The 17,002-nt window shown below is 59.9% G+C and carries 10 protein-coding genes; 6 read left to right on the forward strand and 4 right to left on the reverse strand.

The genetic code is table 11. The features are described from left to right. Positions 1–104: 104 nt before the first annotated feature. Genes C9427_RS06560 through C9427_RS06570 form a run of 3 tightly spaced genes read right to left on the reverse strand, consistent with a single transcriptional unit; the run spans position 105 to position 4,527 of the window. Positions 105–1,604 carry an efflux transporter outer membrane subunit gene (locus C9427_RS06560; RefSeq protein WP_245437000.1) on the reverse strand — a complete coding sequence of 500 codons (1,500 nt, stop codon included), beginning with the start codon at positions 1,602–1,604 and terminating at the stop codon, positions 105–107. A gap of 41 nt (positions 1,605–1,645) precedes the next feature. Beyond that, complete coding sequence (locus tag C9427_RS06565) at positions 1,646–3,232, reverse strand: DHA2 family efflux MFS transporter permease subunit (protein ID WP_107648325.1); 1,587 nt, start codon at positions 3,230–3,232, stop codon at positions 1,646–1,648. Further along, a complete protein-coding gene (locus C9427_RS06570; protein ID WP_245437002.1) occupies positions 3,229–4,527 on the reverse strand; it encodes an HlyD family secretion protein in 1,299 nt (432 codons plus the stop codon). The genes C9427_RS06565 and C9427_RS06570 overlap by 4 nt, the downstream gene beginning before the upstream one ends. A 1,319-nt stretch (positions 4,528–5,846) precedes the next feature. Between C9427_RS06570 and C9427_RS06575 the strand changes: the two genes are divergently transcribed. The 6 genes from C9427_RS06575 (at position 5,847) to C9427_RS06600 (ending at position 15,072) form a co-directional block, all read left to right on the forward strand. Continuing rightward, complete coding sequence (locus C9427_RS06575; RefSeq protein WP_107648327.1) at positions 5,847–7,019, forward strand: efflux RND transporter periplasmic adaptor subunit; 1,173 nt, start codon at positions 5,847–5,849, stop codon at positions 7,017–7,019. Then, on the forward strand, positions 7,016–10,156 hold the full coding sequence (locus tag C9427_RS06580) for an efflux RND transporter permease subunit (protein WP_107648328.1): 3,141 nt from the start codon (positions 7,016–7,018) through the stop codon (positions 10,154–10,156). Before C9427_RS06575 ends, C9427_RS06580 begins: the two co-directional genes overlap by 4 nt. Before the next feature lie 1,043 nt (positions 10,157–11,199). Further along, entirely contained in the window at positions 11,200–11,679 is a 480-nt protein-coding gene (locus C9427_RS06590) for a hypothetical protein (RefSeq protein ID WP_107648330.1), read from the forward strand. A gap of 28 nt (positions 11,680–11,707) precedes the next feature. Next, positions 11,708–12,610, forward strand: a complete 903-nt coding sequence (locus C9427_RS06595; RefSeq protein WP_107648331.1) for a hypothetical protein — start codon at positions 11,708–11,710, stop codon at positions 12,608–12,610. Between the two features lie 988 nt (positions 12,611–13,598). After that, a complete protein-coding gene (locus tag C9427_RS34045; RefSeq protein WP_167434272.1) occupies positions 13,599–13,775 on the forward strand; it encodes a hypothetical protein in 177 nt (58 codons plus the stop codon). 238 nt (positions 13,776–14,013) lie between these two features. Continuing rightward, a complete protein-coding gene (locus tag C9427_RS06600; protein ID WP_107648332.1) occupies positions 14,014–15,072 on the forward strand; it encodes a helix-turn-helix domain-containing protein in 1,059 nt (352 codons plus the stop codon). A gap of 162 nt (positions 15,073–15,234) precedes the next feature. Here the strand turns inward: C9427_RS06600 and C9427_RS06605 are convergent, their stop codons facing one another. Then, positions 15,235–16,761, reverse strand: coding sequence for a Do family serine endopeptidase (locus C9427_RS06605; RefSeq protein WP_107648333.1), 1,527 nt, complete (start codon positions 16,759–16,761; stop codon positions 15,235–15,237). Positions 16,762–17,002: the final 241 nt, after the last annotated feature.

Raw genomic sequence — 17,002 nt, forward strand, 5'->3', positions numbered from 1 at the left:
GTCAGCCGATAGGGGCTTGACCGATTTCCAACGCCGTGATGAGGCCCAGGAAGTGATCTAGCGCCGGCTTTCAGCACTGCGTGCCACAAGAAACCTCGATATGGTCATGTCGGTTTCCTTGCCTTCGAAGGTCGTTGAGCGCTGATCGGTGGCTCGGGCGGCGCGTTTGGATACGTCAATTCCCACCCGCCACCGAGCGCTTTATACAATTGGACGAGGTCGATCGAGATGTTGGTCGTGCTCTGTGCGTGATCCTGCTCGGCCTGCAGCAGTGTGCGTGCGGTGTCGAGCACGGTGGTGAACTCGGTCACTCCGTCATTGTAGCGCTCACGAGCCAGCGACAAGGCCTGTCGCAGATGCTCGACCTGCCTTGCCAGTCGGGCGCGTCGCTGCCGTTCGGTGCGGTAGTCGATGAGGGCATCGACAACTTCGTGCCAGGCTCGCAGCACCGTCCTGTGGTAGGCGATCGCCGCCTCGACCTGCTGGGCCTTGCGAAGCTCCAGTGTCGCCTTCAGCCGGCCACCTTGGAAAATCGGTATCGAAATGCTCGGGCCGAGATTGGTGGTGATCGCCCTGGCCGTCAACAGGCTCCCGACCTTGAGGGCGTCGAAGCCCAGCGATCCATTCAGCTGGATGGATGGATAGAATTCGGCCACTGCCACGCCGATGTCGGCGGTGGCCGCGTGAAGCTGCGCTTCCGCGGCGCGAATGTCCGGGCGCCGCCGCGCGAGATCGGAAGGAATGCCGGCCGGAACCCGGGCAGGCATCGGCACGACCTGTTTGCCGGTGGCGAGTTCGCCGCGCAGTGCATCGGGCGGCAGGTCGAGCAGAAAGCTCACGGCGTTGATCTGCTGCGCTTCCTGTTGTTGCAGGCTGGGCAGTTGGGCACGGATGGCTTCGACCTGCGCGGCGGCGTTCTCGACGTCCAGACTGGTCGTCAAGCCTTGCAGCTGCCGCGTCTGCGTCAGCTGCAAAATGTCCTGCTGGATCTTCAGATTGTGGTTGGCGATCCTGATCAGGGTTTGCGTGCCGCGCAGCTGGATGTAGTCGCGTGCGATTTCAGCGAGGCTCGAGACGAGCGCGTCACGCCGCTGTTCCTCGGAAAACTGAACCTGCGCATCCGCAGCTTCGACCTGGCGGCGGACATGCCCCCAAAGATCGAGTTCCCACGAAGCATCGAAACCGCCGGCAAACAGATCGGCCGGCTTTGCGGAAGAAATGCTCGGCGAACCAAGGAGACCTTCGATCAGGCTGCCTTTGGCACTCACATCGCTAAGATTCTGATGTTGGTATCTGGCACTGCCATTCAGGCCAGGCAGTTGGGCGGAGGCCACGGCGGCGCGCTGAAAACGGCTTTCTGCGAGCCGGACGGTCGCGGTCTTCACATCGAGGTTGGCGTCGGCGACGCGCTGCATGAGCGAGGTAAGGGTCGCGTCTCGAAAGGCCTGCCACCAAGCGGGATCGACGGGCTCGAGAACCGTCGCGCTGGACCCCTCGGAGTCCGCCGGCGCAGCTGCCGCGCCGTCCGCAAACCAGCGTTTCGGCAAGCCCGGATCAGGCCGAACGAAGTCCGGTCCGACAGTGCAACCTGCCAGCGCGAACATGACTGAAATCGCTGCAACAGCGCGCAAATTTTGGCCCATGATCAATCCGCGTGGCTGGCGCCCTCGCCATCGGCTGCCTTCTTACCGGATAGCAGGAGGCAAAATGGAACGGCGAGGAAGGCGACAAAGGAGAAGAACAGAAAGACGTCCGAATAGGCGAGGACGGCAACTTGCGTCTGGAAGTCTTGGTAGACCTTTCCAACCGCCATTCCATGGACTGATCCCGCGGCATGCCCCGTTGCCGTCAACGCACGTTCGTATTGATCAACCAACGCGTTGTAGGGTTGATGAAAAGGTGAGGCCCATTCCGACAGGTAGGATTGCCGGATCTGGCTCCGCTCGGTGACGAGCGAGGTTGCGACGGAAATACCTATCGAACCGGACACGTTGCGAACCATGGAAAAGAGGGCAGCCCCGTCGCCGCTGAGTTCGCGTGGCAAACTGAGATAGGTGGTCGTGCTGATGGGCACGAACAAAAATGCCAGCGCGGCCGCCTGCAAGCTGCGCATCAGCACGAGTGTCGGGAAATCGATGTTCGGTGCCAGATGGCTCGAGAAGAAGAGCGCAAAGCCCATCACCAAAAAACCGGCAGCCACGACGAACCGCGTCTGGACGATTGTCATGAGACGTCCAACCAATGGAATGAGGACGATGACGACGATGCCGCCTGGAGAAAGAATGAGTCCCGCCCAGGTTGCGGTATAGCCGAGAACCTGCTGCGCGAGCTGCGGGATCACGACGGCACTAGCGTAGAGGATACTGCCCATCGCCGCGATCATTGCGCAGCCGGCGGTGAAATTCCTGTCCTTGAACACGTCCAGATTGACGATCGGTTTCTTGGCAATCAGCAGCCAGCCGATCGCGCCCGCGATTCCCAGGAAGGCGAGCAGCGCCATCAACATGATGAAGGGCGAACCGAACCAATCGTCGTCCGTGCCGCGGTCCATCATAATCTGCAAGGATCCGAGACCAAGCGTGATGAGTGACAGGCCAATGTAGTCGAGCCCCCGGCTCTTCCTGTTCTTCACCCAAGGCGGATCTTCGACGAGGATCGCGTTCAAAAAAACGGCGAGGATGCCCACGGGTATGTTGATGAAGAAGATCCAGCGCCAGGTCGACTGATCGGTGATGATGCCGCCCAGCGTCGGGCCGAGGACCGGTGCGACGATCGTAGCGATCGCCGTCACGCCGAATGCGGCCGCGCGCCTGGCCGGCGGGAACGTGTCCAGGATGATCGACTGCTGGTTCGGTTGCAGGCCGCCGCCAAAGAAGCCCTGCAGCAGCCGGAAGACGATCAGTTCGCCCAGACTGGTCGCCGTCCCGCACAAGAACGAGAAGACCGTGAACATGGTGATGCAGATCAGGAAATAGCGTTTGCGCCCGAAGAGATCGCTCAGCCAGCCAGAAATGGTCAGCACGATCCCGTTTGCCACCAGGTAGGAGGTGAGCGCCCAGGTCGCCTCGTCATTGCTCGCCGATAGACTGCCGGCGATGTGCGGCAAGGCAACATTGACAATCGTCGTGTCGAGGACTTCCATGAAAGCGGCAAGGGTCACCGAAACCGCGATGAGCCAGGGATTGTAGCGGGGCTTCCAGGTCGCGCCGACCTCGGCTGGAGCGCTGCTCATCGAACCGATACCGTCGGAACCACCGATATGCCGAGCGGCAGCGGAAGCTTGGGATCGAGCCCGCTGTCGATGACAATCTTGACCGGCACGCGTTGGACGATCTTTACGAAATTGCCGGTGGCGTTTTCGGGTGGGAAGGCGGTGAACTTCGAGCCGGACCCCATCTGGACACTGTCGACATGGCCATGCAGGTCGAGCCGAGGATAGGCATCCACGTCGATCTTTACGCTCTGGCCGGGCCGCAGACCATCAAGCTGGTTTTCCTTGAAGTTGGCCGTGATCCACACCTCCGGCGAAACGATCGAGAAAATCTGCTGCCCAGGCGTGACGTAGTTGCCCATTTCCACGTTGCGCCGGGTTATCCAGCCATCCTGCGGCGCCGTCACGACCGTCCAGGAGAGGTTGAGTTCGGCTTGATCAAGCTGCGCTTGAGCCTGCTCGACTTGACCGTTCTGCTGTTCGACCTGCGCATCGCTCTGGCCGATGTGCTGATCGACCGGTGAACTCAGCTGAACCTGGGCTTCGGCCTGCATGACTTGCGCTTTGCTTTGGCGCAGCGCCGCCAACGCGGCATCGACCTCCTGCTGCGTTGTCGCGGCTTTCGGCAGAGTGCTCTGCCGGTCATAGTCGGCCTGGGCCTTTGTCAAATTGGCCTGTGCCGTCAACAATTGAGCCTGGGCCTGTTGGAACAGGGCCGGAAAATTCTTGCGGGCGATCTCGGTCGCCAGCCGTTCCCCCGCAGCTTGCGCCTTGGCGCTGTCCAGGGTCCCCTGCGCCTGGTTCCGCTCGCTCATGTAGGAGCGCGCATCGATATGGATCAGCGGATCACCCCTGTGGACATATTGGTTGTCAGTCACGTCCAGCGACACGACGAGGCCCGAAACCTGCGGCGCGATGGTGACAACCCGCCCATCGACATAGGCGTCATCCGTGCTCACCAAGTTGAGGTTCGCGTACCAGTAGTAGGACCCGCCGAGGACAAGAGCAGCCAGGACAATGAAACCGATGATGAAGACGGCTGGCCGGCGGTTCCGGTGACCAGTATCTGAATCGCCTGGTCCGCCCGCGTGCTCGCTTGCGACGGTCGCCTCGGGCTGCTCGTCCGCGGGCAGCGGGCCTCCAGGAGCTTCTTGGCCATGATCGCCTTCACCAGGGCGGCTGTCGGCGGTTATGGAGATAGTGCGGTTCGGAGCGCGAGCGATCGCAAATGTCTTACCGATAGGGGCGCTTGCCGGCGGCATCCTGGGCCCGCCGCTGGCTTGGCGGAGTACACTGATCCTGGCGGTCTGGGACATCGGGCGCCTCTCTCATGCGAACTGACCTGAGACGTTTCCCGATGTTGACGATTTCGCCTGTAGCGACCGCAGTCGGCCCGCGAGGCCGCTCACAGGCTTCGGCGGAAGCCAGCTTGCCACTCAGGAACTAGCGGTCACGGGCTCTTTTCGACCCATGCGTTATTCGGGCAATTGGCTGTCTCTCCTTCTGTTTAGGTTAGAGTGTTGGCGATCATGCGATCCATCCCACAAAGGTATACGAGAGCGCAGCATAAGTCTGAATGGCTCATACATTGGTTTGTAGCGGAGACTTCACCTTGCGGATGCGGTTCTCGGACCCGCCAACACGAAATCGCTACCGAACAACGAAGATTGCCTCGCATCGTTGCACTTCATTGGAAGTGCCGCCCGGGTTTTTCTCGGCCTCGTCACCATCGCCGGGACAGTCCAATGACGAGGAACCGTCAAATGCTCGGGGTCGGCGTGCGAATAGGGAAATCCAGCCGCCTTTACGGAAGAGCGCTTCCCCTCCATCTGGCATCCTCTCCGATCTGACCGGTCGAAATGCGTTCGAACGGCCCAACGACGTTCCTTTACGCATGCCTCACCTGGACACACGAAACGACGGTAGTTCCAATGCGAAATGACAATGATGTTGCGATGCCATTCTTGCTGACCGCAATTGTAGCCGCTCTGTTGTTCAGCGGACCGAGCCTGGCGCAGGTCAGCACGCCCGCAATAGGAATGACTTCGCCCCTCTCTGCCGTTGGTTCGCCCCTCAATCCGGTTGGTATTCCTCTGGGCGCGGTCGAACTCGATCCTGGTGGCTTGACCACGCCTGGCTCGCCAACGACATCTGGCTCCATAGGCACGAGCAATTCCGGGTGTACCAATGTCCTGGCGCCTGGTGTTCTGGCGTCACCTTCCGAAGTTGCCGGAACGACCTCCGCCCTCTCCACTTTCGATGGCGGAGGCGTTGACGGAACCACGACCATGAGTGGGACGTCGTCTGTGAACCCGATGCCTTCAACAGCATTGGACACCTGCGGCTCGACGGCGTCGAGCGCGTCGCCTCCCGGCACCACATCGATACTGTCCACCACCACTGGCACATCGTCCACGGGTCTTGGGACCCCGGTTGGGATTCCGCTGGGGTCTTCGGAACTCAGCAATTTGGGAGTGAGCCCGATAATTAGCATTCCGGCACCCGATTTAGCCGATCCGGTGACAAGTCCACTGGTAACGGTTCCAACCTGCGGTAGCACGGGTGTGACAGGCACAGACACGTTGTCGGCTTCCGGTTGCTGAAAAAAGCGATCCCGTCTTTGTAGGAGCCCTCGATGCGCAAGCGACCCGTCATTGTTGCCGCGCTGCTGATCTTGATCGGCGGCGTTGGGTTCGCAGCCAAGCATGTCTACGATCCTTCCGAGCCTGCGGCGGCCTCTGTTCCTGCGCCGGCGGTTCCGGTCGTTGCCGGAAAAGTGGCCAGTCACGACGTGCCTATCTACCTTCGCGGAGTGGGAACGGTGATCGCCTACAACAACGTGGTGGTGCACAGCCTGATTTCAGGACCGATTACGAAGATCGCATTCACGCAAGGTCAGACAGTGAAAAAGGGCGATCTGCTGGCGCAGATCGACCCGGATCCCTATCAGGCACAAATCGACCAGATTACCGCGACCCGTGATCGCGACAAGGCGCAACTCGTCAACGCGCAGGCAAATCTGGATCGCTACATGCCACTGCTGGCGAAAGGCTTTGCCACTTCCCAGCTGGTGGCCACGCAGAAGGCTCAGGTCATCCAGCTCCAGGCGACAATCAAGGCAGACGAGGCTCTGTTACAGGCCGCTCAGATCAATCTGAGCTACACCCGCCTGACCTCGCCGATCGACGGTGTAACGGGTATCCGGCAGATCGACGAAGGCAACATCATTCATCCGACCGATACTTTTGGTCTGGTCGACGTTGCACAGGTCCAACCGATCTCGTTGATCTTCACGCTGCCCGAGGAAACCTTCCCTCAAATCCAGCAGCAGATGGCCAAGGGGCCGCTTACGGTCTTTGCGTACAGCCAGGACGACAAGACCAAGCTCGACGAAGGCAAACTCCTGCTTGTCGACAACCAGATCGTCCAGACGACGGGTACGATCCGCCTCCGGGCCACGTTTCCGAACGCTGGGAAGCAACTCTGGCCGGGTGCGCTCGTGAATGCGCGGTTGCTTGTTGATACCCGCAAAGGGGGGCTGACGATCGCCGGGTCGGCGGTGCAGCAAGGTCCGAATGGCTCCTATGTTTACGTGATCGCACCTGACGGAACCGCGCAGATGCGGCCTGTCACTGTCGCACAGCTGACCGGGGGACAAGCTCTCATCGATTCGGGTCTCAAGGCGAACGAAACTGTCGTGGTCGACGGACAGTACAGGCTCGCGCAGGGCACCCCCGTCCAAGTGCTCCAGGGCAAAGCCGCTGATGAAGCCGCCCTGCAAAGCGCAGTGCAGCAAGCAATCCCGTGAACATCTCGGCCCCTTTTATTCACCGGCCGATCGCGACAGGCCTGCTGATGGTGGGTCTGCTGCTGTGTGGGCTCGCTACCTATCAGCTTCTGCCGGTCGCATCCTTGCCGAATGTCAACTTTCCTACGATTCAGGTATCAGCGCAGTTGCCCGGCGCCGATCCGGAAACCATGGCGTCGTCGGTAGCCACCCCGCTTGAGCAACAGATAAGCCAGCTCCCCGGCGTGACCCAGCTGACTTCGACCAGCGCGCTTGGCAGCACACAGCTCACCGTTCAGTTCGACCTCAGCCGGAGCGTCGACAGTGCAGCGGTTGACGTGCTGTCGGCAATCAACGCCGCCAGCCCCGATCTGCCGCTGGGCATCCCCTATCCGCCGACCATCCGCAAGGTTAATCCGGCCGATACGCCGATCCTGGTGCTCGCACTGACATCCGACACCCTGCCGCTGACGACGGTCGATGCCTATGCGGAAAACATCCTGCTGCCGAAGATCTCGCAAATCTCCGGTGTCGGTCTTGTCGGCATTGGCGGCCAGCAGAAGCCGGCGATCCGTGTGCAGATCAATCCGCAAGCCGCCGCGGCCCGCGGCATTGGGCTTGAAGATGTTCGCAACGTGCTTGGCGAGGCCAATGTTGATATTGCGAAGGGCACGCTCAATAGCCCGCGTCAAACCTTCACGCTCAACACCAACGATCAACTGCTCAAGCCTGACCCCTACAACGATATTATCGTCGCCTATCGCAATGGCTCGCCTGTCCGCATCCGCGACATCGGCATCGCGATCGACGGGCCGGAGAACCACTTTGTAGCAGCCTGGTTCGACAAGAAGCCCGCTATCTTGCTGGCCATCCGACGCCTGCCCGGTGCCAATGTGATCGAGACGGTCGGCCGCATCCAGGCTCTGTTGCCCCAACTGCAAGCCTCGATCCCGCCCGGCGTCAAGGTATCGGTCGTTTCGGACCGCACACAAACCATCCGTGCCTCGGTCGCGGACGTTCAGTTCACGTTGATGCTGACCGTCGCTCTGGTGGTGATGGTGATCTTCCTGTTCCTGCGCAATTTCTGGGCCACAGTCATTCCCGCAGTAACCGTGCCCCTTTCGCTCGTCGGCACCTTTGCCGTGCTCTATGCGCTTGGTTACAGCCTCGACAATCTGTCGCTCATGGCCTTGTCGATCGCAGTCGGCTTCGTCGTCGATGATGCAGTCGTCGTGATCGAGAACATCGTCCGCCACGTCGAAGAAGGCCTTACCCCCATGGAGGCTGCGCTGAAGGGCTCGAGCGAGATCGGCTTCACCATCATTTCGATTACGCTGTCGCTTATCGCCGTATTCATTCCACTATTTCTGATGGGAGGCTATGTCGGCGAACTCTTCCAGGAATTCGCCGTGACGGTGAGCGTCTCACTGATCCTGTCGCTGGTGATCTCGCTCACGCTGACGCCAATGATGTGTGCGCGTCTGCTCAAGAATGAGGCCAACGTCAGGCACGGGCGGCTCTACAATATTTGCGAAAGCGGCTTCGACGCGCTGCTTGGATTGTATGAGCGGGGCCTAAAGATCGTCCTGCGGCACACTTTCATTACGCTGCTCGTCATGCTCGGAACGATTGCCGTCACCGGCTATCTCTACGTTGTCATCCCGAAGGGCTTTTTCCCGCAACAAGACACCGGCCTGATTATCGGCGTCACAGAGGCCGATCAGGATATCTCGTTCCCGGCTATGGCCGAGCGCCAGCAGGCGATAACCGACGTTGTGCTGAAGGATCCGGCGGTAGCGTCAGTCGGAGCCTCGATAGGAGCAACTGGCGGGAGCACACTCAATCGAGGGACGATGTACATTGCCTTGAAGCCCAACAACCAGCGTGATGTCAGCGCCGATCAGGTGATCAGCCGGCTGTCATCCCAACTCGCCAAGACCCAAGGCATAGCGCTTTACATGCAAGCGGCGCAGGACATCACTGTCGGCGGTCGGGTTTCGAAGACGCAGTATCAATATACTCTGGCCGATGCCGATTCCAACGAGCTCAACCATTGGGCGCCGATCTTCCTCGACAAGCTTAGAGGAATACCAGGAATCGTTGACGTGGCCACCGATCAGGAGAATGCCGGACCACTGCTCGACGTGACCGTCAATCGCGAAGTCGCATCGAGTTTCGGTATCCTTCCATCGACGATCGACAACACGCTCGACGATGCCTTCGGCCAGCGCATCGTCTCCACGATGTTCACACAGCTCAACCAGTATCACGTCGTTCTCGAGGTCAGCCCGGAATTCCAGTACGGTCCCGAAGCGCTCAAGGATATCTATCTGAATTCCTCGACAGGGCAGCAGGTGCCGTTGAGCGCCCTGGTGACCAGCGTGACGAAGGCCGCGCCGATCGTGATCAATCATCAGGGCATGTTTCCGGCGGTCACGATCTCCTTCAATCTAAAACCCGGGGCGGCGCTCGGAAATGCGGTCGCCGCTATCCAGCAGTTCGAACGCGATGCCGGAAAGCCCGCTTCGCTTGCGACCAGCCTCCAGGGCAATGCGCAAGCCTTTCAGTCGGCGCTGTCAGGCACACCAATCCTGATCGGAGTGTCGCTGGTGGTGATCTACATCATCCTCGGAGTGCTCTATGAGAGCCTGATCCATCCGATTACCATTCTGTCGACGCTGCCTTCAGCCGCTATCGGCGCCTTGTTGTTGCTGATGGCGGTCCATATGGACTTCAGCGTGATAGCGCTGATCGGCGTTATCCTGCTGATCGGCATCGTCAAGAAGAACGGCATCATGCTTGTCGACTTTGCGCTCCAGGTCGAGAGGAACGAAGGTGTGAGTCCGCAGGAGGCGATCTACCGGGCTTGCACCATACGTTTCAGGCCGATCCTGATGACCACCATGGCGGCGATGCTGGGCGGCGTGCCGTTGATGCTGGGCACCGGCGCCGGATCGGAAATCCGCCAGCCGCTCGGCTACACGATCGTGGGTGGCTTGGTGCTGTCGCAAGTTCTCACGCTCTACACGACGCCGGTGGTCTACCTGTATCTTGAGCGGCTCGGCAAATTCCTGGGTGGCTTGCGAGGCGCAAAAACACCGCCTATTGAACCCGAGCAAGGCGAACTCTTCTCCGAAACGACGCCCCCAGCCGGCTAGACCACGATCCCGACAGTGGTAACCGGTTTCAGGATAAGATCATGGTCAAACATTGAGATAGGGCCCGTCCCGATTCCTCGGGATGGAACAGGCTCCAAGCGGTGATTGGTGGTGATTGCCCCGGTCATGTTCTCATAGATTGCCCGGCGTCAAGTCACTGCGCGCGGTCCGGGGGCAGACCTGCGCGGCTCGTCCGATCCGCCGACGCGAGACAGTACGATGAGCTTGGTTCGCGGCTCAGCGGGGGAGGTTCAGGTCCCGTTGTCAGAGGGTATGAAGCAGTAGACGTTTTTCCCAGCCGCGCAAATGTGGGCTGTTTCGTTCCATGAGTAGGGGTGTTCAGGCACCCTTCTGGACGGCTCGATCGGCGTCCATACTCCGTTGAGTTTACCCCACCACTTTCCACCCTCGAACTTGGCGACCGTTGGCCGACAGTCGCCGCCGTGGCAGCATGAGCCACCCAGCGTGTTACGCATCCCCATGTAGATGTCGTGCCACTTCTCGTGCCCCTGGCCGTAGTTGCCCTCGGGAGGGCCAGCCGGAACGTGGGAAGTGTGGTCCTGAGCCAGTGCGGGGCTGGCCACCAGCAGGAAAACCAGTAGGCGGAAGTCCATCGCTCAGCATCCTCCATTTGGTGTTGCGGGTTGTCTCGTCGAAACATTCCAGAGAGCAAAAGTAGTACTGATGAGGTATTTTCACCTCACGCACGCAGCTTAGGCATTTCATTCGTTGCTCCTTCTCCTTCTGGAAGCATGCATAGGTTTTGCCATCGACTTGAATCATCCATTGGTATGGCTGGGTAAGCCAATTGGTGAAACGGCTACTTATGGCGTCTTATCGAGTAGGTAGGACGGGTACTCATGGCAAGAACGGCGAACACTGCTAGAGCCGCGCGCGATCAGCGCTCGACACGTCGGCTTTGCTTGGAAGCCGATTGAAGACAGGGAACGCAACGGGCGAAACTCGAACCAGAGCGGCGTTTGCGAAAGATATTTCCTTGCTTGAGCGCAACACTCGACGCTCGACCACGAGGATTTCAATGCATGGCGTCCAGGAAGTCGATGCGACCCTACAAGTCCTCCGCAGTTGCTGCCGGCATAGGCCCGCTCGACTCGCCGATCGTCGATGCGTTGTCATGGCGCGGGTGTCTCGGTAAGTCGCGCTGGTTCGAACTCTTCGCCCTGATGGCACCGCCCTGTCTTTTCGCCGTGCTCGCGGGCTGGACCACGGACGCAGGCGCCAGATCGTTTTTGATCTGCCTCGCCATCTATTCGGATGCGTTGATCGCCTTGCTTTGGTTTGTAGAGAAAGACGATGCCCAGATTGAACCGCTCCCGTGTCATCCGCGCCCCTGGCGGACGGTCCGATGCGTGAGGGGCCAAGGGGATGATCGTCCGCAATTCCTGCAGCCAGTGGCTGTAGCGAAAACCCATGGACGACGAAGCGCTCGGCATCGGGCGCTTCGAGGTGATCGAGGCCCAATCCTGATCACCGTCGCCTTCAATTGTGAGCGCCTGGCCTGAAGGGTGAATTTTTCGGTAGGAGAGTGTTATGGCTAACCGGGCCTGGCACCTGACGGTGCCCAGCTTCTTATTCTCTCTCGTTGCAAGTTCGGAAGCGTCGGCGTCCTACGTTGGGGACCGTTTCTTTCCCTCCACCCTGGCGACCGTCGTTCCCACCCCGGCCGACTTCATCAATTTTCCCCAATTGACGCAGTTGCCTGACACCGCTTCGCGCGAGGTCGACTTTCCTTTCTCCTACAGCAAGCTCATCACCCCGGATTGGTCGGTCTCGTTCACCGCGAACTACCGCATGATCGATCAGGGGAGCACACGGGCGGGCTTCGACAATCTGGTGCTTGGCACACAGTACGAACTCTATTCCAGCGCCGAGCACGAGTTCGTGCTCTCGGCAGGCGGCACTCTGGCGCTGGGCGGTACCGGGTCGTCCGACATTGCCAAGTCGTTCTCCACGCTGACGCCGACCGTTTACGTGGGCAAGGGCTTCGGCGATCTGTCGGACTCGATGGCATGGCTGCGCCCGGTCAATGTCACCGCGACCCTCGGTGTCGCACTGCCAACCGAATCCACCACCGTGACCGGTGCCACCTCGGTCGACAACCCAGACATCCTGCAATGGGGCTTTGCCCTGGAATACAGCCTGCTCACCAATTCGCATTCCGTAGGCAAGGGGAATGCTCATCGCTTCGCCGAGGGTTTGGTGCCGCTGGTGGAATTTGCGATGCAGACGCCGCTGAACGGGCCGTCGGCTGGAGAGACCACGGGCACGATCAATCCTGGCGTCATCTGGGTGGGCGAGTACGCCCAACTCGGGGTGGAGGCGATCATTCCCATCAATGAGAGCTCGGGCCGCGACATCGGCGTGCGTGCACAGCTTCACTTCTATCTCGGCAACATCTTTTCGAACGCGATCGGAAAGCCGATCTTCGACTGACCGCGCCCGCGTTGTGTATCAACATGACCAGGGTCCTTCGCGGGAGGCGAGGCCGCCATGCGGACCAATCGTGAGAGGAACGCCTGGTCTTACGCGCCGCATAGCCTCTTGCTAGCGGAATTATACTCCAAGGCTATGAAGATAAACAATTGCAGCCACGTTGGATGAGTTTCGTATAGTGCCTCAAGACGTGTTTCGAAACCTATATAAACACCGCCGGCATGAGCGACAATTCTGTCGCCAATTCGAGTTTCTCCGGCTGAGCAACAGAACAACAGGTGAAACACATGAGCTCTCTCTCAATCGCGGCTGCAGTCGCGGCAGTCCTCCTGTCGACCGCTTGGGCCGCTGCAGCAGGTTCGCCTCCTGGACACACGCAGGCGAAGTTCGATCATGTCGAACGAGAAACGAACAGCAACCACTCATTGTTGCCGAGGCACGTTCAAGTACCGACAACCAGATCGGCCAAGAAGCCCGTATCGCAGCCCGATAACAACGGGGACGAGTATCCCTCGGCCGATTCCGGCCTGTTTTCGGGCATTAACGGGTTTTGATTGACAAGGCCTCACACGACGCGGTGATTGCGGTTGAGGCTGCCTTGACCACGCCGTCGACTTGAGTTGGCCCCAGCTGTGACAAAGCTTGGCGAACGCCGACAGCGCTGTCCATTCCTTCCTGTCCAGGACGTCGCGATGAGGCGGTCGAGCGCCAGTTGCGACGTCGGATCCTTGTGAAATCGCGCGATGCATCGCGCCGCAAGCAAGATGCATCGCCAAGGGTGCCGACGCCGGCAACGCTTCGGTGACCGTGAACCGGTTCTGCTCGGGAGGCAGGAGGAAAAATGGGCCGATGACAGCATGTCATCGGCCCAAGAACTCGAACGGCGAGAAACGCTCCCGGGGGGAAGAGCGCCTTCACAATCGATCAGCGGGCGAGGGAGGGGAGGGGCCCGCAGGATCAATCTGGCACGAGTTGGAGCGCTGCCACGATGGTGGACGGAAATGGGATCGAAACCACCGACCGCAGCGCCGACCTGCAACCTAGTGCTTTTTGCCGCCGGTGCTTCGTCATTCTTGCCGGCTTTGCATCCAGCTTGCGGATTTCGCGCGAAACGTCAAAAGCCCAAGCCATGCAGGGAACCTCGTTCAAGATCATCAAGGCGTGACATCCAGTAGCGCCAAATCGACCAGTCACCTGGGATCGGCCGCAATTGAAGAAGCAGCCAATTGGTCCGTGCGGCACAAATACCATTACTATCGATTGTGACGCCCAATCACAAACCAAGGTATGAGTAGTTCAAACCAATACTCTATACCCACCGACGGATGTAGAATGGGATAAATCATAGCCGGTGCCTTACGCTAACATCCGATTGGGATAACCCGAAGGATGTGCGCCAAGCCATGTTGATGAATCCGGCCTCCAGTGACATCGATACACTCGCGATTGCTGCCTTCGCGGCCAATGCTCGGCGACCGGAGCAAACGGGATCATTCCTGTCGGCGGATTGGCGTGCTCCGTTCAACGGAGGAAAGGCACAACGCACCAACTCCGTGGCGCATGCGCAGTTCCGACGCCGGAGCGCCGAGGCTGCCGATTACCGTGTCGAGATATCCTCAGCCGACGCCGTGAGCAATCGCACGGCGATTTCGGATGGGATCGTTGCCGAGGTGGTCCAAGCCGCCGGTCGTGACAAATTCGAATTCCGGTTTCGCGCGCCCATGCACTTGCTGGTGGTCTACGAGCAGGGCACGCGGCAAGACGGTGATACCTTCGTCGAAGGTTTACCCCGATCGAAACTGCGGGATTTTGGCCGCCGGCTGACCTTGGTGCCCGCCGGTCGCGAATATCTTGAATGGCATGCGCCGCGGACGTTTGCGCGTCTCATGTTTGTCTATCTCGATCCTGCCAAGCTGCAAGTTCCTTTCAACGCCGGCATGACAGATGTGGCGTTCGCGGCGAAGCTTTTCTTTGAGGACGCGACGCTTTTAGGCACGGCCCTCAAACTCATGAGGTCGCTCGAAAGTCCAACCCCGGAGAATCGGTACTACCTGGAAGCACTGGGTATCGTCCTGGCTCATGAGCTGATCCGTTTCCACGAGGGGACGCCGAGAGCCGAACCCCAGCTTCGAGGCGGGCTTGCAGCTTGGCAGCAGCGGATAGTCACGGCGCATATCGAGGCGCATTTGGGCGAACTGGTACCGCTCGCCACTCTCGCGCAGCTTGCCAGGTTGAGCCCATGCTATTTTTGCCGCGCCTTCAAGCTGTCTTTTGGGATGCCTCCGCATCGGTACCTCACCAGCCGTCGAATCGAGCATGCCAAAGGTCTCCTCGCCACGCGCGCTCATTCGGTGACCGACATCGGATTGACTATCGGATACAGCGAAACCAGCTCATTCACGGCCGCTTTTCGCAAGGCGACCGGCCTGACGCCGAGTGCTTACCAGCGGAGCCTCGGATAGGCCCTGAAAAGCCCGGTCTGGCTGGGAATCTGGCAGTTCGTGAAACTCGCCCCCGGTGAAGCCAGCGCTCTTCGATCGAGATTTTGTGCTGGCTCTCACCTTCTCTACCCTTGATCGGAGATCTGGCTTCTGGCGCAATTGGCGGGCGCCTTATGTTTCATGTCAACCATTGCCGTATGGCACGGCGATGAAGGTCTGCTGTTCGCCGCGCTTGATCAGCAGCAGCACCGACTTCTTGCTGGATTTTGTTGCGGCGCTGATGGCCTGGCTCGCCTCCTTGGCAGTCTGTACCGGCACGCGATTGACCGAGACGATGATGTCGCCCAATTCGATGCCGGAGGTGGCGGCCGGCTGGTCTGGATCGACACCCTCGACCATGGCACCATGCACCTGCGAAGGCACATTCAGGGCCTGGCGGACGGTTTGATCGAGGTCACCAAGCGCCAGGCCGAGTGTTGGAAAACTGGAATGCACCGGCTGGGAAGAGTTGACTGCGGCCACCTGTTTGACGCTGTCTTCATTGCCGCCGACGACCACCGACAACGCAACTGTCTTCCCATTGCGCCAAACTGACAGCGTCTCCCTTTTTCCCGGCGAGAGATCCGCCACGGCTCGAGACAGGGTCTTGGGCTCCTTGATGGTTTGACCGGCAAATCCGGTGATGACGTCGCCGGTCTCGATGCCCGCATGAGCGGCGGGCGATCCATCGCCGACATGAGCGACCAAAGCACCTTCAGGCGTCGGCAGACCGAGGGCGTTGGCGAGGTCCGTTGTAATCGGCTGCATCTCGATGCCGAGCAGCCCATGTTCGATCGAACCGTTCTTCACCAGCTTGGCGACGATCAGTTTGGCCTCATTGGAAGGGATCGCAAATCCGACGCCGACGCTGCCGCCATTGGGCGAGTAGATCGCGGTGTTGATACCCACGACAGCGCCGCTGGTGTCGACAAGAGGTCCACCCGAGTTGCCGTGGTTGATCGGCGCGTCGATCTGAAGGAAATCGTCGTAGGGACCACTGTTGAGATCGCGCCCGCGGGCGGAAACGATTCCCGCAGTGACTGTCGTTCCGATGCCGAACGGATTGCCAATTGCCAGAATCGGGTCGCCTGCCCTCAGTCCGTCGGAATTACCCCAGGCAACAGTGGGAAGGAGCTTCCCAGCCTTTACTTTGAGGACCGCAAGGTCCGACTTTGCGTCATGGCCGACAAGGGTCGCCGGCAGCTCGGTCCCATTGTCAAGCGTCACCTTGATAGCGGAAGCTCCGTCGATGACGTGGTTGTTGGTGACGATGATGCCGTCCGAGCTGATGATGAAGCCGGAACCGAGGGCCTCTGCCAGTTGCGTCGCTCCTTGCGGTGGTGTCTTGGGTGCCGGGATTCCCCGATTACCGAAGAATTGAGGCAACCGCTCATCGGACGACAGACCGCTGTCTGAGGGCTGAATTTGATCATCGGGCGCCGATGAAGTTTTCACGATCGACGTGATCGTCACAACCGCCGGCTTGTCGGCCGCAACGATCGGAGCATAGGAGGTGACCGAAGCGGGCATGGCGGAGGCAACCGGAAACGGGCCTGCTTGCGTATCGGCCCAACCCGCATCCAGGACAGCTCCAGCAGCGAGCGGCGCTACGATGACGGCGGAGAAAAGCAGCACGGCGCGGTGTCTGCGGAGGATATTGAAAGTTGACATGGTCGCGATCCGTGCGAGGCCTTGGTCCTGGCGCCGTGGCGTGTTCCCCGTGCGGAACCGTCTATCCGGCGTATGGCCGATCGGATGCGCTAGCCTCGCTGATGGACTTCCGATCGAACCGATTTACTTAAGCTGGTACTGGCCGCTTCCGGGTTGTGTTTTGTTTGCAAGGCTGTGGCGGTTACTTGCGGGACGGCGCAGTTTCTTTCGAGAAAGACCGACCATTTCGCATGGAAGTGTC

The organism is Mesorhizobium helmanticense, from assembly GCF_003034915.1.
Lineage (GTDB): Bacteria > Pseudomonadota > Alphaproteobacteria > Rhizobiales > Rhizobiaceae > Mesorhizobium > Mesorhizobium helmanticense.